This window comes from Frigoribacterium sp. 2-23, from assembly GCF_049601585.1.
In the GTDB taxonomy this organism is placed as follows: Bacteria; Actinomycetota; Actinomycetes; order Actinomycetales; family Microbacteriaceae; genus Frigoribacterium.
In genome coordinates this window covers 1,658,878-1,676,433 of record NZ_CP187126.1, presented here as the reverse complement: position 1 = coordinate 1,676,433, position 17,556 = coordinate 1,658,878, and the positions used below count along the sequence as shown (strand labels likewise).

The 17,556-nt window shown below is 70.6% G+C and carries 16 protein-coding genes and 4 tRNA genes; 7 read left to right on the top strand and 13 right to left on the bottom strand.

The annotated features are described in order from the left end of the window. The first annotated feature begins 59 nt into the window (after positions 1-59). Positions 60-1,325: an alpha/beta hydrolase family protein gene (locus tag ACPEEZ_RS07925; RefSeq protein WP_423917181.1), complete on the top strand. Its 1,266-nt coding sequence runs from the start codon at positions 60-62 to the stop codon at positions 1,323-1,325. On the opposite strand, the gene ACPEEZ_RS07920 is transcribed toward ACPEEZ_RS07925, so the two are convergent. Genes ACPEEZ_RS07920 through ACPEEZ_RS07910 form a run of 3 tightly spaced genes read right to left on the bottom strand, consistent with a single transcriptional unit; the run spans position 1,258 to position 3,343 of the window. Then, positions 1,258-2,004: a dihydrofolate reductase family protein gene (locus tag ACPEEZ_RS07920; protein ID WP_423917178.1), complete on the bottom strand. Its 747-nt coding sequence runs from the start codon at positions 2,002-2,004 to the stop codon at positions 1,258-1,260. The genes ACPEEZ_RS07925 and ACPEEZ_RS07920 overlap by 68 nt on opposite strands. Further along, the gene (locus tag ACPEEZ_RS07915) at positions 2,001-2,447 is read right to left on the bottom strand and encodes a SufE family protein (RefSeq protein ID WP_423917176.1); all 447 of its coding nucleotides are present in this window, start codon (positions 2,445-2,447) and stop codon (positions 2,001-2,003) included. Before ACPEEZ_RS07915 ends, ACPEEZ_RS07920 begins: the two co-directional genes overlap by 4 nt. Beyond that, positions 2,444-3,343, bottom strand: a complete 900-nt coding sequence (locus ACPEEZ_RS07910; protein WP_423917173.1) for a sulfurtransferase — start codon at positions 3,341-3,343, stop codon at positions 2,444-2,446. The genes ACPEEZ_RS07915 and ACPEEZ_RS07910 overlap by 4 nt, the downstream gene beginning before the upstream one ends. 121 nt (positions 3,344-3,464) lie before the next feature. Here ACPEEZ_RS07910 and zapE point away from each other — a divergent pair, with 121 nt between their 5' ends. Further along, entirely contained in the window at positions 3,465-4,484 is a 1,020-nt protein-coding gene (gene zapE, locus ACPEEZ_RS07905) for a cell division protein ZapE (protein WP_423917171.1), read from the top strand. Between the two features lie 260 nt (positions 4,485-4,744). Next, positions 4,745-6,025 carry an ammonium transporter gene (locus tag ACPEEZ_RS07900; protein WP_423917168.1) on the top strand — a complete coding sequence of 427 codons (1,281 nt, stop codon included), beginning with the start codon at positions 4,745-4,747 and terminating at the stop codon, positions 6,023-6,025. 457 nt (positions 6,026-6,482) lie between these two features. On the opposite strand, the gene ACPEEZ_RS07895 is transcribed toward ACPEEZ_RS07900, so the two are convergent. The 3 genes from ACPEEZ_RS07895 to ACPEEZ_RS07885 form a co-directional block, all read right to left on the bottom strand. After that, positions 6,483-6,554 (bottom strand) — tRNA-Val (locus ACPEEZ_RS07895). 48 nt (positions 6,555-6,602) lie between these two features. After that, positions 6,603-6,676, bottom strand: a tRNA-Cys gene (locus ACPEEZ_RS07890). A 68-nt stretch (positions 6,677-6,744) separates the two neighbouring features. Next, positions 6,745-6,816 (bottom strand) — tRNA-Gly (locus ACPEEZ_RS07885). Between the two features lie 183 nt (positions 6,817-6,999). On the opposite strand from ACPEEZ_RS07885, the gene ACPEEZ_RS07880 reads away from it, so the two are divergent. The 3 genes from ACPEEZ_RS07880 to ACPEEZ_RS07870 all read left to right on the top strand — a co-directional run bounded on the left by ACPEEZ_RS07880 (position 7,000) and on the right by ACPEEZ_RS07870 (position 8,442). Beyond that, a tRNA-Val gene (locus tag ACPEEZ_RS07880) sits at positions 7,000-7,075 on the top strand. A gap of 94 nt (positions 7,076-7,169) precedes the next feature. Next, the gene (locus ACPEEZ_RS07875; protein WP_423917165.1) at positions 7,170-7,781 is read left to right on the top strand and encodes a hypothetical protein; all 612 of its coding nucleotides are present in this window, start codon (positions 7,170-7,172) and stop codon (positions 7,779-7,781) included. Positions 7,782-7,806: 25 nt separating this feature from the next. After that, a complete protein-coding gene (locus ACPEEZ_RS07870) occupies positions 7,807-8,442 on the top strand; it encodes an MBL fold metallo-hydrolase (RefSeq protein ID WP_423917162.1) in 636 nt (211 codons plus the stop codon). A gap of 67 nt (positions 8,443-8,509) precedes the next feature. On the opposite strand, the gene ACPEEZ_RS07865 is transcribed toward ACPEEZ_RS07870, so the two are convergent. From ACPEEZ_RS07865 to ACPEEZ_RS07855, 3 genes are read right to left on the bottom strand one after another with little or no spacing between them, the layout of a single operon-like run. After that, on the bottom strand, positions 8,510-9,637 hold the full coding sequence (locus tag ACPEEZ_RS07865) for a Gfo/Idh/MocA family protein (RefSeq protein WP_423917159.1): 1,128 nt from the start codon (positions 9,635-9,637) through the stop codon (positions 8,510-8,512). Further along, positions 9,616-10,314, bottom strand: a complete 699-nt coding sequence (locus ACPEEZ_RS07860; protein WP_423917157.1) for a ThuA domain-containing protein — start codon at positions 10,312-10,314, stop codon at positions 9,616-9,618. Before ACPEEZ_RS07860 ends, ACPEEZ_RS07865 begins: the two co-directional genes overlap by 22 nt. Then, complete coding sequence (locus ACPEEZ_RS07855) at positions 10,311-11,621, bottom strand: Gfo/Idh/MocA family protein (RefSeq protein ID WP_423917154.1); 1,311 nt, start codon at positions 11,619-11,621, stop codon at positions 10,311-10,313. Before ACPEEZ_RS07855 ends, ACPEEZ_RS07860 begins: the two co-directional genes overlap by 4 nt. A 143-nt stretch (positions 11,622-11,764) precedes the next feature. Between ACPEEZ_RS07855 and ACPEEZ_RS07850 the strand changes: the two genes are divergently transcribed. Further along, complete coding sequence (locus ACPEEZ_RS07850) at positions 11,765-13,105, top strand: M20/M25/M40 family metallo-hydrolase (protein ID WP_423917152.1); 1,341 nt, start codon at positions 11,765-11,767, stop codon at positions 13,103-13,105. A 99-nt stretch (positions 13,106-13,204) separates the two neighbouring features. On the opposite strand, the gene ACPEEZ_RS07845 is transcribed toward ACPEEZ_RS07850, so the two are convergent. The 4 genes from ACPEEZ_RS07845 to ACPEEZ_RS07830 all read right to left on the bottom strand — a co-directional run bounded on the left by ACPEEZ_RS07845 (position 13,205) and on the right by ACPEEZ_RS07830 (position 17,540). Then, entirely contained in the window at positions 13,205-15,004 is a 1,800-nt protein-coding gene (locus ACPEEZ_RS07845) for a DEAD/DEAH box helicase (RefSeq protein WP_423917149.1), read from the bottom strand. A gap of 150 nt (positions 15,005-15,154) precedes the next feature. Beyond that, positions 15,155-16,006, bottom strand: a complete 852-nt coding sequence (locus ACPEEZ_RS07840; protein ID WP_423917147.1) for an amino acid ABC transporter ATP-binding protein — start codon at positions 16,004-16,006, stop codon at positions 15,155-15,157. Further along, on the bottom strand, positions 15,993-16,658 hold the full coding sequence (locus tag ACPEEZ_RS07835) for an amino acid ABC transporter permease (RefSeq protein WP_423917144.1): 666 nt from the start codon (positions 16,656-16,658) through the stop codon (positions 15,993-15,995). Before ACPEEZ_RS07835 ends, ACPEEZ_RS07840 begins: the two co-directional genes overlap by 14 nt. A gap of 3 nt (positions 16,659-16,661) precedes the next feature. Next, complete coding sequence (locus ACPEEZ_RS07830; RefSeq protein ID WP_423917141.1) at positions 16,662-17,540, bottom strand: amino acid ABC transporter substrate-binding protein; 879 nt, start codon at positions 17,538-17,540, stop codon at positions 16,662-16,664. Positions 17,541-17,556: the final 16 nt, after the last annotated feature.

The window sequence follows — 17,556 nt, the reverse complement described above, 5'->3', positions numbered from 1 at the left end:
CGCTGGTTCGACCGCGAGCGGCGCCTCCCCGCTCGTCCGCCGAGCACCCGGAGCCGCCCGTGTCCCCGTCGTCGACCCCCGTCAGAGCCTCCCGTCCGACCGGAGAGGGGCGGGTCGAGCGGGCCACGCGCCTCACGGCCGGCGCCATCGTCGCGATCGCGGTCGGCGGCGCGGTCGCGGCCGCCTCGATCGGACTCGGCGCGGGGATGGTGGCGATCGCCCGCAAGATCGTCACGCCGGCACGGAAGCGCTCGGACGACGTCACCATCCATGGTGCCGAGCTCGACGGCTCCACGGGCGTCGTCACGCTCCGGTCGACGCCCGACACGCGCCTCGTCGGCGACTACAGCTTCTGGTTCGACCGGGGCCGTGGCCACGCCCGGCTCGGGGCGATCGTCTCCGACGACGGCAGACGCATCACCCGCGTGGTCACCGACGTCACCGGGGGCGATCTCGCGACGGCCCGCTCGGGTCGCGTCGGCGGATGGCTCTACACCAGCCCGGCCGACGCCGGCTTCGAGACGGTCGACGTGATCGTCACGACACCGCTCGGCGGCGCGCCCGCCTGGCTCGTGCCGGCCGAGGGCGGACTCGAGGGGCCGTGGATGATCGGCGTGCACGGGCGCGGGGTGACCAGGGCGGAGACGATCCGATCCCTGCCCGTCTTCCACCGTGCCTCCTATACGTCGCTGCTGGTGTCGTACCGCAACGACGGCGAGGCGCCCCGGTCGGTCGACGGCCGCTACGGACTGGGCGACACGGAGTGGGAGGACGTCGAGGGCGCGCTCGCCTACGCCGTCGACCACGGGGCGACGTCGATCGTGCTGATGGGCTGGTCGATGGGCGGCGCCACCGTGCTGCAGGTGGTGACCCGGGCGCGTCTCCGCGAGTTCGTCGCCGGTGTCGTGCTCGAGTCGCCGGTCGTCGACTGGCGGACGACGCTGCGGTTCCAGGGAGCCGAGATGCGCGTGCCGGGCGTCGTCCAGGAACTGGTGATGCGCCTCCTGCAATCGCCCCGTCTCAGCCGGGTCAGCGGGCGGGCGACCCCGATCGACTTCGACCGGCTCGACTTCGCGCGGCGCGCGGACGCCCTCGACGTGCCCATCCTGTTGCTGCACAGCGACGACGACGGCTTCGTGCCGTCGACCGCGTCTCATGCCCTGGCGGAGGCCCGGCCCGATCTCGTGACCTTCGAGGTCTTCGACACGGCCCGGCACACGAAGCTCTGGAACTACGACCCCGAGCGGTTCGACCGGGTCATCGCCGACTGGCTGGCCCGTCTTCGACCAGCCACCGTGCGTAGAGGGCGCTCTGGTCGTCCTTGAGGAGCTGATGCAGTGTCAGCCGTGACGGGTCGAAGCGCTCGCGACCGAAAACGGGCAGGCCGCTGCCGATGACGACGGGCGACGTCGACAGGCAGAGCTCGTCGACGAGCCGGTCGTGCAGGAACTGGCCGGCGAGCGACGGTCCGCCCTCGCAGACGAGCGACCGGAGGCCGTGGTCGCGCAGACGGGTGACGATCGCGTCGGGCGCGACCCGGCCCTCGATGTCGGCCGTCGGCAGCACGGTCGCGGCCGCAGCGACGTCGGCACCGAGGGAGGCCCTCACGGCGCCGACCGCGGAGTCGGGGCAGATCACGACGACGCGCTCGGCGTGCTCGGGATCCATGCGGTGCCCCGACAGGTCGCCCGATGACGTGACGACGACCAGCCGGGACGACTTCGGCACCCGGTAGCCCTCGGCCCGCACGCTCGCCGCACCGACGAGCACGCCGTCGGCCAGATCGCGGATGGCGGCGAGGATGGTGCGGTCGACGGCGTTGCTGAGGGTCTCGGACGTACCGTCCTCACCGGCGGCGTCGCCGCTCACGGCGGCGATCAGGTTGAGTCGCAGCCAGTCGCGCTGCGGTGGCTCGTACAGGCCGCGGACCCGCGCGAACGCGTCGTCGGCTTCGATGTCGATGTCGGCGGCCGCGTTACGCGGGTGCAGCGTGGCGAGGGTCACGCGCTCGTCTTGTCCCGGACCTGGCGCTTCACCCGGGCGAGCATGCCGGTCATGCCCCGGATCCGCAGCGGGCTCACGGCCTCGGTGAGACCGATCGTCTGCGGGTAGTCGTCGGGCACGGCGTCGAGCACCTCGTCGACCGACAGGCCGCTCAGCCCCTGCGCGAGGATCGACGCGAAACCGCGGGTCGTCGGCGACTCCCGCGGAGCCGTGGCGTGCATCGTCACGACCCCGTCGCGGACGTCGACGAAGATGAACACGGGCGACTGGCACTCGACGACACGCTCGAGCAGATCCGGGTGGTCGGCGTACTCGGCGGGCAGGTCGGGCAGCTCGTTCGAGAACTCGAGCAGCAGCTGCAGCCGGTCGTTCTGCCCGAGGGCGAGGAAGTCCTCGCGGATCGTCTCGAGCGCCTCGGGCAGGGGAGCGGGGACGTCGCTCATCGGGCGGGCACGTCCCCCGGCTCGGCCCCGCGGACGATCGGCACGCGGACCGCGCTGCCCCACTCGGTCCAGGATCCGTCGTAGTTGCGGACGTTCTCGATGCCCATCAGGTGGTGCAGCACGAACCAGGTGTGGCTCGACCGCTCGCCGATGCGGCAGTAGGCGATGACCTGGTCGTCGGTCTTCAGCTCGGCGCCCTCACGGTAGACGGCGTCCAGCTCGGACAGGGGGCGGAAGGTCCCGTCGTCGGCCGCGGCCTTGGCCCACGGGACGTTGCGGGCGCTCGGGATGTGGCCGGCGCGCAGCGCGCCCTCCTCGGGGTAGGCCGGTGCCGTGGTGCGCTCGCCCGTGTACTCCTCGGGGGAGCGCACGTCGATCAGCGGGTTGCCGAGGTGGTTGAGGACGTCTTCGCGGTAGGCGCGGATCCCGGTGTCGTCGCGCTCGACGATCGGGTACTCGACCGGCGTGACGGTGGGGGAGTCCGTGGTGAACTCGCGCCCCTCCTCCTGCCACTTCGCGCGGCCGCCGTCGAGCAGACGCACGTCTTCGTGGCCGAAGAGCGAGAAGACCCAGAGCGCGTACGCGGCCCACCAGTTGCTCTTGTCGCCGTAGACGACGATGGTGCTGTCGCGGGCGATGCCGCGGCTGGACATCAGCTCCGCGAACTTCTCGCCGTCGATGTAGTCGCGGTTCACGGGGTCGTTGAGGTCGGTGTGCCAGTCGATCTTGACGGCGTCGCGGATGTGTCCCGTCTCGTAGAGGAGGACGTCCTCGTCGGACTCGACCACGACGAGACCGGGGTCGCCGAGGTGGTCGGCGAGCCACTCGGTGCTCACGAGCCGCTCGGGGTGGGCGTACTCGCTGAATCGTGTGGACGGGTCGTGCTCGACGGTCATGATGCCTCCTGCTTGTGCGCCCCGCAGGGCGGATGACGCCGACTCGGTGCGGCGTACACTCAGACACATTACGGGCGCGAATCATTCCCTTCCCCCTGACATGCCACGGAGGCCGCCACCGATGTCCACCGAGTCCGTTCGCACGGTCGTGTCGCTGACCGACCGCAGCCCGAGCATCAGCGGCCCCGAGATCGTGGCCCAGCTCGTGCCTCCTCGTCAGTTCGAGGGAGCGTCTCTCGAGAACTACCGGCCCGATGCCGACTACCCGTCGCAGCAGGAGGCCGTGGCCGCCGTCGCCGCGTTCGGCGGCGCCGCCGAGCGGCCCGCCCGCCAGGGATTGTTCCGGAGGCGCGCGGCGGCTCCGCAGGCCCTCCCGGGTCTGTATCTCGACGGGGGTTTCGGTGTGGGCAAGACGCACCTGCTCGCCGCCCTCTGGCACCGTGCCTCCGGCCGGAAGTACTTCGGGACGTTCATCGAGTACACGGCCCTCGTCGGGGCCGTGGGCTATGCCGGCGCCGCCCAGCAGCTCAAGGGAGCCTCGCTCGTCTGCATCGACGAGTTCGAACTGGACGACCCGGGCGACACGATGATGATGACGCGACTGCTCGGCGACCTCGCCGAGGACGGCACGCGCATCGCGGCCACGTCGAACACGCCGCCGAACGCCCTCGGCGAGGGGCGATTCGCGGCCGCGGACTTCCTGCGCGAGATCCAGGGGTTGTCCGATCGCTTCACGACCCTGCGCATCGACGGCACCGACTACCGGCGGCGCGAGGTCTCCGCGCATGCGGTCGTCACCGACGACCTCGACGCGGCCGTGCAGGCGGCCGAGGGCGTCGTCTCGGTCGACGGCTTCGACGCCCTGGTCGCCCACCTGTCGACGGTGCACCCGAGCAAGTACGTCAAGATGCTCGACGGACTCGACGCCGTGGCCCTCAGCGACGTACGGCCGCTCGCCAGCCAGACCGACGCCCTGCGCCTCGTCGCGTTCGTCGACCGCCTGTACGACGCCCAGGTGCGCGTCATCGCGTCGGGCACGCCGGTCGACCAGGTGTTCGGCGAGGAGATGCTCGCCGGCGGGTACCGCAAGAAGTACCTGCGCGCGATGTCGCGGCTCGTGGCGCTGACGCTCCTGCCCTGACCGCGGGCTGCGCGTGCTTGCGGGCTGCGCGTGCTTGCGGGCTGCGCGTGCTGCGGTCTCCGGGCTGGGGGAAACACGTTGTTTACACGGCGCTCTGCGCTGTTACATTCCCGAAACATCGATGCACACGTCTGGAAACCTCTCGCCCAGAGACTGAGTGCCGCACCCGAATCCTGAGTTCGACGTCACCGCACGTGGACCCGCACGGTCGAACGCTCTCGGTTGCGCCCCTGGCTCCGTAATCGAGAGGTGTTTCAACCATGGATCAAGGCAATACCGCGTTCATGCTGATCTGTGCGGCACTCGTGCTGCTCATGACCCCCGGACTGGCGTTCTTCTACGGCGGTCTCGTCAAGGCCAAGAGCGTCATCAGCATGATGATGCTGAGCTTCGGCGCCATGGGCCTCATCGGTGTGCTGTGGGTGCTCTACGGCTACGCGATCGCCTTCGGCAACCCGACGTCGATCCCCGGCGGCTCCGACCAGTTCGTCGGCATCCAGGGCGTCTTCGGCATCGATATCGCGTCGCTCGGACTCGGTTCCGCCTTCACCGACAGCCTCGCACCGACGGGTGCCTTCCCGACCATCGCCTTCGCCTCCTTCCAGGCGACGTTCGCCATCATCACCGTGGCGCTCATCTCGGGTGCCATCGCCGACCGCGCCAAGTTCGGCGCTTGGATGATCTTCGCCGGCGTCTGGGCCACGGTCGTGTACTTCCCCGTCGCGAGCTGGGTCTTCAACTTCACGAAGGACGCCGACGGCAACACGGTCGGCGGCTGGATCGCCGCCATGGGCGTGATCGACTTCGCCGGTGGCACCGCGGTGCACATCAACGCCGGTGCCGCCGCCCTGGCACTCGCACTCGTACTCGGCAAGCGCGTCGGCTTCGCCAAGGGCGCCGACAAGCCGCACAACCCGCCCTTCGTCCTGCTCGGTGCCGGCCTCCTCTGGTTCGGCTGGTTCGGCTTCAACGCCGGCTCGGAGCTCGCCGCCGACGGCACCGCCGCCCTGGCCTTCTTGAACACGATCGCGGCTCCTGCGGCGGCCATCCTCGGCTGGCTGATCGTCGAGAAGATCAAGGACGGCAAGGCCACCTCGGTCGGCGCCGGATCGGGTGCGGTTGCCGGTCTCGTCGCCATCACCCCGGCCTGTGCCGCCCTGACCCCGGGCTGGGCCATCGTGCTCGGCGTCCTGGCGGGTGCGGTCTGCGCCCTGGCCATCGACCTCAAGTTCAAGCTCGGCTTCGACGACTCGCTCGACGTCGTCGGCATCCACCTCGTCGGCGGTCTGCTCGGGACGCTCTACCTGGGCTTCTTCGCCAACACCACCGGCCTGATCTTCTCGGGCTCGTTCAAGCAGCTCGGTATCCAGGCGCTGGCCGCCGTCGCCGTCATGGCCTACTCGTTCGTACTCGCGTTCGTCATCGGCTTCGTGATCGAGAAGACCATCGGCTTCCGCGTCAAGAACGAGGACGAGATCGCCGGCATCGACATCGCCATCCACGGCGAGGAGGGCTACGTGCTGGAGAACTCGCGCGCGTAGTTCCCCTCACGCAGTCCACGGCGGGCCCCGGTCAGACGACCGGGGCCCGCCGTCGTCGTGCGGCTGTGTGGGGTCGGGTCGGCACGTGTCGTGTCACGTCGCGGCATCGTGCCGTACGGACGCGACACGATGTAGCGAACGCAACACGGTGGGGCACAGCCCCTCGTGCCGCGGCTCGGGCCGGGCGTCGTGTCGCGTTCGTGGCGTCGTGTGCCGTTCGGACGCGACAGCATGTCGCGAACGCGACACGACCGCCGGGCGACCGGCCGACGGCCTCCAAGGAGGCGCGGCGCCGCAGGCGACGACCGTCGCGCTGCGGTCGCGGCTCGGGCCGGGTGTCGTGTCGGGTTCGCGGCGTCGTGTGCCGTTCGGACGCGACAGCATGTCGCGAACGCGACACGAGGGCGGGGGAGGGACAGCAAAAAGCCCCCGGTGGATACCGGGGGCTTTCTCTCTGTGAGCGATACTGGGATCGAACCAGCGACCTCTTCCGTGTCAGGGAAGCGCGCTACCGCTGCGCCAATCGCTCATGCTTATTCAGTTGTGCCATCGATTGTAGACCAGAGTCTGAATCGAGTGGAGGTGGAGACGGGATTTGAACCCGCGTGAACGGCTTTGCAGGCCGGTGCCTCGCCTCTCGGCCACTCCACCGTGTCGAGTGACTCCCCAGAGAGGAGCCACCAGTCGGTGGACTACCTCTCTGGTGAGCTTTACACTCGAGCGGATGACGAGATTCGAACTCGCGACCCTCACCTTGGCAAGGTGATGCGCTACCACTGCGCCACATCCGCGTTACTCGCATTTCTGCGTGCAAAAGAACAATACCCATACGCCTGACGGAAAACAAATTGAGACATGTTCGTGTCTTGCGGGAGCCTGTCCGCCCGCCAGCGAGGTGGTCGTTGCACCGCGCCTCCCCGTGTCGAATGGCGTCGCGGCGCCTCGATCCACTAGTATCGACGAGTCCCATTCAGGGGCGATTGGCGCAGTTGGTAGCGCGCTTCCTTCACACGGAAGAGGTCATCGGTTCGAGTCCGGTATCGCCCACCAGAACATGAAGAGCGGGGCCCCGGTGATCCGGGGCCCCGCTTCTTTCCTCCCGGGTTCTCTTGCCGTCAGACTGCGGCGGATGGTGAAGTGACGCATGACGTTCTTTCCCGAGGTGACGCAGCCCGATGACGACGACGTGTCCGAGCCGTACGTCGCTCCCGAGTGGGCCGCGCCTCCGTCGGGGTGGCTCCCGGGCCGGATCGGAATCTCGGCCGTCCTCGCCTCGACCGACGACGTGGCCGTGACGATCAGCGGGCTCGCCGTCTACCGCACGGGCCTCCAACTCGAGGTGCACTGGCTCCTCCGCAACCGAGGTCAGGGGCGACGCGACTGGGGCGCCCTGATGAACCGGTTCGAGGGCGGGCGCTGGGGTCCACCGGTAGCCGATCCGAACCGCGGCATCCGGTTCGGCGTCGTCCTCGACGACGGGACCAAGGCCGTGACGGAACCCGGTCTCGGGTTCCGACACGACATCGCGGAGACACCGGAGGAGGCATCGCTCGTCCTGGCCGAACGGGGCGGCTCCGGCGACGACTCGCTCTACACGACGACGGCGCACCTCTGGGCGTGGCCCCTGCCCCCGGATGGTCGACTCGAGATCGTGGTCTCGTGGCCCGAATTCGGCATCACGGAGAGCCGATACGTCCTCGATGGGCTCGGCCTCGCGACCGCCTCCGGGCAGGCACGGCCTCTGTGGACCGACTGACATGACGGCGGGGTAGAACGGGGTCATGGAACTCACCAAGTACACCCATGCCACCGTCGTCCTGACGGACGGTGACGACACCCTCGTGATCGACCCGGGCGCCTACACGCCGAACTCCGCCGAGCTGATCGCCGCGACGACGGCCGTGCTCATCACCCACGACCACCCCGACCACGTCGACCCGAGCCTCCTCACCGAGGCACTCGAGAACCGTCCCGAGCTGCGCGTGTGGGCTCCGGCCTCGGTCGCCGACGACCTCGGCGCGCACGACGGCCGGGTGACCGCCGTCTCGCCCGGCGACACGTTCCAGGCCGCGGGCTTCGACATCGCCGTCGTCGGCGGGCAGCACGCCGAGATCCACCCCGACGTCCCGTCGCCGACGAACGTGGGCTACGTCGTGAACGGCTCCGTGTACCACCCGGGCGACGCCTACTTCGTGCCGGACGTCGCCGTGCAGACGCTTCTCGTGCCCACCTCGGGCCCCTGGGCGAAGCTCAGCGAGCTCGTCGAGTTCATCCGCGCCGTGCACCCCACCCGCGCGGTGCAGATCCACGACCTCATGCTGAGCGAGCCCGGTCGTGGCATGTTCGCGCAGTACAGCGAGCAGCTCACCGACATCGAGCTGACGACCCTCGACGACGGTCAGTCGATCACGGTCTGATCCGCCGACGTCCGCAGAAGGCCCCGGCTCGACCGGGGCCTTCTGCGTATCGTGCGGCGTGACGCGGTCAGCCGCGCCCGGAGGCGCCTCCGGCCCACTGGGACGCGGGCGTCAACGGGACGAGCGGCGGGCGCTCGACGGACGACGCGATGCGCTCTCGGCGACCGTCCGCGGCCGAGTCGAGCAGACGCGTCATGATCTCGAGCACGTGGCGGGCGAGGCGGCCGCCGGCCCGCGCCTCCTCGGGTCGACGACCGTCGGCGCCGGGCGTGACGAAGTCGAGGAGGCCGACGCCACGGGCCGCGTCCTCGTAGCCGGCTGTCGGCGGAAGGGTGCGCCAGTCGTCGGCACCGAGCTCGAACAGGCGGACGTCGCCGGAGAACGTGTTCGGGTCGGGGACGACCAGCGAGGCCAGGCTGCCGTGCACCTCGATCGGCGCGGCCGTCGACCGGACCGCGTCGAAGCTCATGGTGATCGCCGAGAGCGCGCCCGACGCGTGCTGCAGCACTCCGGTCACGTGCGTGTCGACGTCGACGGGGATCGACGTGCCGGCGCGCGGCCCCGACGCGATCGTCCGGCTCGCGTGCGGCCGGCTCGACGCGCCCTGGACGGACACGACCGGTCCGAGCAGGTGCACGAGCGACGTCACGTAGTACGGCCCCATGTCGAGCAGCGGGCCCCCGCCGCTCTGGTAGTAGAAGTCGGGGTTCGGGTGCCACCGCTCGTGACCCGGCGCCGACCAGCTCGCGGTCGCCGACACCGGCACACCGATGAGGCCGGCATCGACCGCGGACCGAGCCGTTTGGATGCCCGTGCCGAGCACCGTGTCGGGCGCGCTGCCGACGCGCGCGCCCGCCGCCGCAGCAGCCCGGAGCACCGCGTCCGCCTCGTCCAGCGTGCGCGTGAGGGGTTTCTCGCCGTAGACGTCCTTGCCCGCCTCGATGGCCGCGAGGGCGATCTCGGCATGGGCCGCCGGGATGGTGAGGTTCAACACGGTCTCGACGTCGGGGTGCTCGAGGGCCTCGTCGACGCTCATCGCCGTGGTGTCGAACTCGGCCGCGACCGACTCGGACCGCTCGCGATCGAGGTCGGCGACGCCCACGAGGCGGATCGCCGGGTGTCGACCGATGGTGGACAGGTAGGCGCGGGAGATGACCCCGAGACCGATGATCGCTACGCCGTGCGGGTCGCCCACAGCATTCCCCTCTCGACGATGGTGCGGACGGACGCGTTCTTCAGCACCTCGACGCTGTGGCCCGGAGTCGAGACCACGATGCGGCCGGCGCCCCACGACCGGGTCCAGACCACCGGCGACGTGACCGGGCGATGCCACGGCTGCCACGGCTGCGATGGATGCGTCGTGGTCGCGAGCACGTCGATCAGATCGTCGTGCAACACCCAGTACTGCTCGGTGTCGAGGTCGAAGGACTCGAGGCCGGCCGTGATCGGGTGCTCGCGACCGAGGTCGGTGATCTCGACGGTGTACGGCAGGTAGTTATCGGTCTGGTCGCCGACGCGTCGCTCCGGCTCACGACCGGGATGGGTCGCGAACTGCCCGCCGACGAGCTGCAGGTAGTCGCTGCTCGCCCGGAACGAGTCGGCGATGCCTCCGTGCCAGCCGGTCAAACCGGTACCCGCCTCGACCGCCGCCATCAGGCCGGCGAGCTGCTCGGACGAGATCTCGGACATCGTCACCGATTGCACGATCAAGTCGGTCGCCGCCATGGCATCGGCGTCGGCGTAGACGTCGGTCGACCCCTCCACCCGCACGTCGTAGCCGTGGTCGCGAAGGAAGGGCAGGAAGAGCTCGGTGGCCGCGACGGGTTCGTGGCCGTCCCAGCCGCCGCGCACGACGAGTGCCGTCGGGGTCATAGGAGTGTCCTGTCGGTCGAAGCGGTCCGAACCGCTGACCCGGTCGAAGCGGGCGAGCCCTCGACCGGCGTGAGCACCGAGCGGTCGGCCGCGCTGCGCTCGACGGCGTCGAGCACCTTCTGCACGGCCAAGGCATCGGAGAAGGAGGGACGGGGTTGCGTCCCGTCGGCGATGGCACGGACGAGATCGACCACCTGGTGCGTGAAGACGTGCTCGTAGCCGAGTCCGTGCCCGGTCGGCCACCACGCGTCGACGTAGGGGTGCCCGGGATCGGTGACCTGGATGCGCCGGAAGCCCTGGGCCTGGTCGTCGACCGCCCCGGCGGAGACCGCCCCGTCCGACTCCGCCCCCACGGCACGCGTCTCCCGCCCGTCGTAGTACTCGAGCTCGTTCATGCGCTCGAAGTCGAACGCGATCGACCCGAGGTCGCCGTTGACCTCGAGTCGGTTCGCGTTGCGATGCCCGAGGGCCATGCGGGTCGACTCGAAGACGCCGAGGGCGCCGCCGTCGAAGGTCGCCGTGAACGCCGCGGCGTCGTCGACCGTGACGGGGCGCCGGGGCGCGTCGGCCGCGGCCGTGCCGCCGAGACTCTGCTGGTCGCCCGCGCGCCGCGGATCGGGCACCGGGCGGTCGCCGACGAAGGTGCGGAGCTGCGCCGACACGGCCGTGATCTCGTGCCCGGAGACCCACTGCGCCAGGTCGATGCTGTGCGCCCCGATGTCGCCGAGAGCGCCCGAGCCCGCCGTCTCCCGGTCGAGACGCCAGGTGTAGGGGGCGTCCTCGCTCGACAGCCAGTCCTGCAGATACTGCGCGCGGATGTGTCGGATCGTGCCGAGACGGCCCTCGGACACGAAGCGTCGGGCGAGCGCCAGCGCCGGGGTGCGCCGGTAGCTGAAGCCGCACAGGGCGACGACACCGCGAGCTGATGCGGCCTCGGCGGCGGCCGTCATGCGCGCCGCCTCCTCGACGGTGCGGGCCAGGGGCTTCTCGCAGAGGACGTTCTTGCCCGCCTCGAGCGCCGCGATCGCGATCTCGGCATGGACGTCGCCGGGCACGCAGATGTCGATCAGGTCGATGTCGTCGCGAGCGACGGCCTCGCGCCAGTCGGTGGCCCATTCCGCCCAGCCGAGCGTGTCCGCGGCGTCCCGGGTGCGGTCCGGGTCCCGGCCGACCAGCAGGGTCGTCTCGGGCCGGAGGGGGAGGTCGAAGAACCTCGGTGCCGTGCGCCAGGCGTGCGAATGGGCACGGCCCATGAACGCGGTGCCGATGAGGGCGACGCGGAGGGCGGGAGTGGAACGGGACGTCATCGTCTCTCTCTCGACGCGGGGGTCGTGGATACCGTCCACCCTCTCAGACCTCGGCCGTCGATGTCGCGCACCTCGCGCAGAAAGTTCGACTTGACAACAAATGGCGTCGCGCCGAGGCGGCGACCGGTCAATACAGTGGGCGGATGCACGACCCACTCACGACCGAGACCGTCGACCTCCTGCGGGACCTGATCCGCGCCTCCTGCGTGAACGACGGCAGCCCGGCGTCGGGCCAGGAGCACCGCGCTGTCGCCGTCATCGAGCGCTACCTGCACGGCAGCGGCCTCGTGGGCGAGGTCGTCGAGCCGTTGCCGGGGCGCACCTCCCTCGTCGTCCGGCTGAAGGGGCACGACCCGGCCGCGCCGTCGTTGCTGCTGATGGGCCATCTCGACGTCGTGCCGGTCCACGGCGAGTGGTCGCACGACCCGTTCGCGGCCGACCTCGTCGACGGCGTGGTCTGGGGGCGTGGTGCGCTCGACATGCTGCACCTGACGGCGTCGTATGCCGCGGTCATCAAGAAGCTCGCCACCGACGGGACGCGCCTGGCCGGAGACGTGGTCTTCGCCGCGGTGGCCGACGAAGAGGCGGGCGGGCGCCTCGGGGCACGATGGCTCGTCGAGAACCGCCCCGAGCTCATCGCCGCGGACGGCGTCCTGACCGAGTCGGGCGGTGTGCCGCTGGCCGTCGACGGCGCGGTGCGCGGCGTCACCGTCACGGTGGGGGAGAAGGGCCTCGCCTCACGGCGCGTCGTCACGACCGGCCACCCCCGTCACGCCTCGACGCCGTACGGATCGTCCAACGCGGTCGTGACGGCCGCGGACGCCGTCCTGCGGATCGTCGCGCACCCGAACCCCGCCGTCGTCGACGATCTCTGGCCGCAGTACGTGGCGGCGCTCGACCTGCCGGACGACGTGCGGGCCGCCCTCGTCGAGCCCGCCCGCCTCGAGGAGGCGCTGCCTGCGATGGGCGGATTGGCCGGCCTCGCGCACGCGGTCACCCACACCACCATCGCGCCCGACATCATCGCGGGGGGCGACAAGATCAACGTGATCCCGTCGTACGCCGAGGTGCAGCTCGACGTCCGGACCCTGCCCGGCGTGACCGGCGACGACGTCGACCGCCTGCTGCGCGCCGCGATCGCGCCGCTCGGGGACCGCGCGCGGGTGGACCGGCTCCCGTCGGCCGACGACCAGCCCGCCAGTCGGTCCGCGCTCGACACGCGGCTGTTCCGCGCCCTGTCCGAGGCCGTCACGGTCGCGTACCCGCAGGCCGCCGCCGTGCCGGTGGTCGCACCCGGAGGCTCGGACGGCCGGTTCTTCCGCGCCCTCGGCGTGCCCACCTACGGTTTCGGGCTGCTGTCCGACCGCTGGCACCACGAGGACTTCCGCCGGCTCATCCACAGCACGGACGAACGCATCGACGTCGAATCGGTCGACCTCACCGTGCACGCCCTGGAGCGCATCGTCCGCCGCGTGACCGGCTAGGCGACACGACGACGCCCGACCCCGACGCAGAGCGTGTCTGCGTCGAGAGCCGGACGTCGATCTACCGGTGAGGTCCGAAGCGCCGGAGGCGCGGGTCGGCTAGTAGCGCGGCTTACGCGGCGGTCGCGACCCCTTGTCGAAGCGGTCGCCGCCCCGGTCGGGCCGGTCGCCGCGGTCGGCCCGGGCACCGCCGCTGCGGCGGTCGGGGCGGATCTCGATCAGCTTGCCGCTGATGCGGGTGTCGCTGAGGCGGTCGAGCACGTCAGGGGACATGTCGGCCGGCAACTCGACGATCGAGAAGTCGGGTCGGATCTGGATCGCACCGAAGTCGTCACGGCTCAGCCCGCCCTCGTTGGCCAGCGCGCCCACGATCTGGCGGGGCTCGACGCGCTGACGACGGCCGACCTCGATGCGGTAGGGCGACATCGGCTTCGACGTGCGGGGGCCGCGTTCGCGACGTTCGCCCTGACCCTCGCGGCTCGAACGGTCGTCGCGCGCGCCACGGTCGTCACGATCGGCGCGCGGCGGACGGACCTCGTTCGCGGGGTCGAGCAGCAGCGGGGTGTCGCCCTGGGCCACGACGGCGAGGGCCGCGGCGACGTCCGCCTCGGGGACGTCGTGGTGCTCGACGTAGTGCCCGACGATGTCGCGGAACGCCGAGATGCGGTCCTGCTGCGACAGCGCGGCCGTGATGGCGTCGTCGAAGCGGGCGAGCCGCGTCACGTTGACGTCGTCGACCGACGGCAGCTGCATCTGGGTGAGCGGCTGGCGCGTCGCCTTCTCGATGGCGCCGAGCAGACGGCGCTCGCGCGGCGTGACGAAGCTGATCGCCGCGCCGCTCCGGCCCGCGCGACCGGTCCGGCCGATGCGGTGCACGTAGGACTCGGTGTCGATCGGGATGTCGTAGTTGACGACGTGCGTGATGCGGTCGACGTCGAGACCGCGGGCCGCGACGTCGGTCGCGACGAGGATGTCGAGTTTGCCGCTCTTGAGCTGGTTGACCGTGCGCTCGCGCTGGGCCTGGGCCACGTCGCCGCTGATCGCGGCCGCGGTGTAGCCGCGGGCGCGCAGCTTCTCGGCGAGGGTCTCGGTCTCGCTCTTGGTGCGGACGAAGATGATCATGCCCTCGAAGTTCTCGACCTCGAGGATGCGCGTCAGGGCGTCGACCTTCTGCGGGTACGACACCATCAGGTAGCGCTGCGTGGTGTTGACCGACGTCGTGGTCTTCTGCTTGACCGTGATCTCTTCCGCGTCGTTGAGGTACTGCTTCGAGATGCGGCGGATCTGCGCCGGCATCGTGGCCGAGAACAGCGCGACCTGCTTGTCGTCGGGGGTGTCGGCGAGGATCGTCTCCACGTCCTCGGCGAAGCCCATCTTGAGCATCTCGTCGGCCTCGTCGAGCACGAGGTACTTCAGCTCGCTCAGGTCGAGCGTGCCCTTGGCGAGGTGGTCCATGATGCGGCCGGGCGTCCCGACGACGACGTGCACGCCGCGACGCAGGGCGGACAGCTGCACGCCGTACGCCTGGCCGCCGTAGACGGGCAGCACGTGGACGCCGCGGAGGTGCGCCGCGTACTGCTCGAAGGCCTCGCAGACCTGCAGCGCGAGCTCGCGCGTGGGGGAGAGGACGAGCGCCTGCGGCTTCTTGGCCGAGACGTCGAGGCGGGACAGGATCGGCAGCGCGAACGCCGCCGTCTTGCCGGTGCCGGTCTGGGCGAGGCCGACGACGTCGCGACCGGAGAGGAGGGTGGGGATGGTGGCCGCCTGGATGGCGGATGGGGTCTCGTATCCGATGTCGCGGACGGCCTTGAGGACGGGTTCACTCAGCCCCAGATCCGCAAACGCAGTCACGGTGTCGGCGGTGTCCGCCTCGATCGGGGCATTCGTGTCAGTGCTCATAGGCAAACGGTAGCTTGTCGCGAGGGGTCCTCCCCGCCGAATCGCGGCGCGGAGCCCCGGTTCGGTGTGCCCGGGCCCCGGTTCGGGGTGGCCAGGGCTCCGGTTCGGGGTGCCCAGGGCTCCGCGCGATCGATCGTCGAGGGGCCCCGGCTACTCGTCGAGCGGCCTCAGCACGCGCCTCAGGAACTGCTGCGTCCGGGGCTGCCGCGGCGCGTTCAGCACGTCGGCCGGTGTGCCGCGCTCGACGACGACGCCGGCGTCCATGAACACGACCTCGTCGGCGACCCGACGGGCGAACTCGAGCTCGTGCGTGACGACGATCATCGTCCAGCCCTCGTCGGCGAGCTCCTTCACGACCGTGAGCACGTCGCCGACCAGCTCGGGGTCGAGCGCGGACGTCGGCTCGTCGAACAGCAGCAGCTCGGGGCGGAGCGCCAGGGCACGGACGATGCCGACGCGCTGCTGCTGGCCGCCCGACAGCTCGGACGGGTAGGCGTCGGCCTTGGACTCGAGGCCCACCCGGGCGAGGAGCGCACGCGCCTCGGCCCGCGCCTCCTCGGGGTCGCGCCGCTGCACGCGGATCGGCCCCTCGACGACGTTCTGCAGCACCGTCATGTGCGGGAACAGGTTGAAGTGCTGGAACACCATCGACGACCGGTCGCGCAGGATCAGCAGCTCGCGTCGCGAGACGCGGCCGCCGAAGTCGAGGGTCTGACCGGTCGAGAGCGTCACGGTGCCTCCGTCGGGCACCTCGAGACTGTTCAGGGATCGCAGCACGGTCGTCTTGCCCGAGCCGGACGGCCCGATGATGGCGACGACCCGCCCGCGTGCGACATCGAGGTCGATGCCCTGCAACACGGCCGTGCCGCCGAACGACTTGGTGAGGCCGCGCACCGACAGCACGGACTCGCCCGTCGCGGCGGACGGACGAGCCGAGGAGGCGCGGGTCGGGTCGGGCGCTCCGCCCGCGTCGGGCGCGCCCGTCGGGTCAGTGGGCGACATGGCGGTCCAATCTCTTCTCCAGGAACCCCTGTCCGGTCGACAGGACGAGGCAGATCACCCAGTACACGAGGGCCGCCTCGAGGTACAGCAGCATGAACTGGTTCGACACCGTCGCGATCTGCTGCGCCTGACGGAACAGCTCGGTCACGAGGATCAACGAGGCCAGGGACGTGTCCTTGACGAGGCTGATGAACGTGTTCGAGAGCGGCGGCACCGAGACCCGGGCCGCCTGGGGCAGGATGACCCGGCGCAGGGCGAGTCCCCGCGACATGCCCACCGTGTGCGCCGCCTCCCATTGGCCCTTGGGCACCGACTGGATGGCGGCCCGGATGACCTCGGCCGCATAGCCGCCGACGTTCAACGAGAATGCGATGATGGCGCTCGGCCACGGGTCGAGCTTGATGCCGATCGACGGCAGACCGTAGAACACGACGAACAGCTGGACGAGCAGGGGTGTCCCGCGCACCACGGACGTGAAGAACCGGGCGGGCCAGCGCAGCCAGCGCGTCGACGACAGCCGCATGAGGGCCACGACGAGCGCGATGACGAGGCCGATCGCCATCGAGGCCAGCGCGAGCGGGATCGAGGCGACGATCGCACCCGACACGATGGGCCAGAGGGACCGCCAGAACAGGTCGACCGACGACTGCACCGGCTACTCGCTGACGTCGCTGCCGAAGTACTTGTCCGAGATCGACGCCAGCGTCCCGTCGGCCTTCAGCTCGGCGAGGGCCTGGTCGATGGCCTTGATCAGCGAGTCGGAGCCCTTGACCGCCGTGAAGGCGCTCTCGGACACGTCGTCCGTCGTGGCGCCGACCTTCACGGCCGCGGCCGCGCTCGGGTCGGTCTTCTGGTAGTCGAGGAAGGTCAGCTCGTCGTTGACGGTGGCGTCGATGCGACCCTGCTCCAGCAGCGCGATCGACTGGGCCCAGCCGTCGACGACCTGCACGGTCGCGCCGGCGTCCTTCGCGGTCTGGTACCAGTTGCTGGACTGCGACTGCGCGGTGGTCTTGCCCGACAGGGACGCGAGCGACGTGATGTCGGTGTTCGACGCCGGGACGATCACGACGCCGTGGCTGACCGTGTACGGCGTCGAGAAGTCGTACTTCGCCTGACGCTCCGGGTTGATCGACACCTGGTTCGCGATGAGGTCGAACCGGCCCGCGTCGAGACCGGCGAAGATCGCGTCCCACTGGGTCTCCTGGAACTCGGGCGTGACGCCGAGCTTCTCGGCGACCGCCGTCACGACGTCGATGTCGTAGCCCGTGAGCTGGCCCGAGCCGTCGGCGTGGAACGAGAACGGCTTGTAGGTGCCCTCCGTGCCGATGACGAGCTTGCCCGCCTTCTGCACGTCCGCCAGGGTCGTCCCGCTGTCGGGAGCCGCCGAGGAGGACCCGCTCGGGGCGCTCACGACGCCGTCCGTCGAGGCCGGCGCGCAGGCGGCCAGGACGGCGACCGAGGCGACGGCGAGGCCGACGGCGACGAGGCCGCGGGGACGGAGACGGCGGGAGGTGCGGTGCGAGGTGAGCTTCACGGCGGGGCTTTCTGGG

Excerpts from the sequence above, each read along its gene's own strand:
- ACPEEZ_RS07875 (WP_423917165.1), top strand. The coding sequence starts at position 7,170 with ATGACGTTCTTTCCCGAGGTGACGCAGCCCGATGACGACGACGTGTCC.
- ACPEEZ_RS07850 (WP_423917152.1), top strand. The coding sequence starts at position 11,765 with ATGCACGACCCACTCACGACCGAGACCGTCGACCTCCTGCGGGACCTG.
- ACPEEZ_RS07870 (WP_423917162.1), top strand. The coding sequence starts at position 7,807 with ATGGAACTCACCAAGTACACCCATGCCACCGTCGTCCTGACGGACGGT.
- ACPEEZ_RS07855 (WP_423917154.1), bottom strand. The coding sequence starts at position 11,621 with ATGACGTCCCGTTCCACTCCCGCCCTCCGCGTCGCCCTCATCGGCACC.
- ACPEEZ_RS07915 (WP_423917176.1), bottom strand. The coding sequence starts at position 2,447 with ATGAGCGACGTCCCCGCTCCCCTGCCCGAGGCGCTCGAGACGATCCGC.
- ACPEEZ_RS07860 (WP_423917157.1), bottom strand. The coding sequence starts at position 10,314 with ATGACCCCGACGGCACTCGTCGTGCGCGGCGGCTGGGACGGCCACGAA.
- zapE (WP_423917171.1), top strand. The coding sequence starts at position 3,465 with ATGTCCACCGAGTCCGTTCGCACGGTCGTGTCGCTGACCGACCGCAGC.
- ACPEEZ_RS07845 (WP_423917149.1), bottom strand. The coding sequence starts at position 15,004 with ATGAGCACTGACACGAATGCCCCGATCGAGGCGGACACCGCCGACACC.
- ACPEEZ_RS07900 (WP_423917168.1), top strand. The coding sequence starts at position 4,745 with ATGGATCAAGGCAATACCGCGTTCATGCTGATCTGTGCGGCACTCGTG.
- ACPEEZ_RS07910 (WP_423917173.1), bottom strand. The coding sequence starts at position 3,343 with ATGACCGTCGAGCACGACCCGTCCACACGATTCAGCGAGTACGCCCAC.
- ACPEEZ_RS07840 (WP_423917147.1), bottom strand. The coding sequence starts at position 16,006 with ATGTCGCCCACTGACCCGACGGGCGCGCCCGACGCGGGCGGAGCGCCC.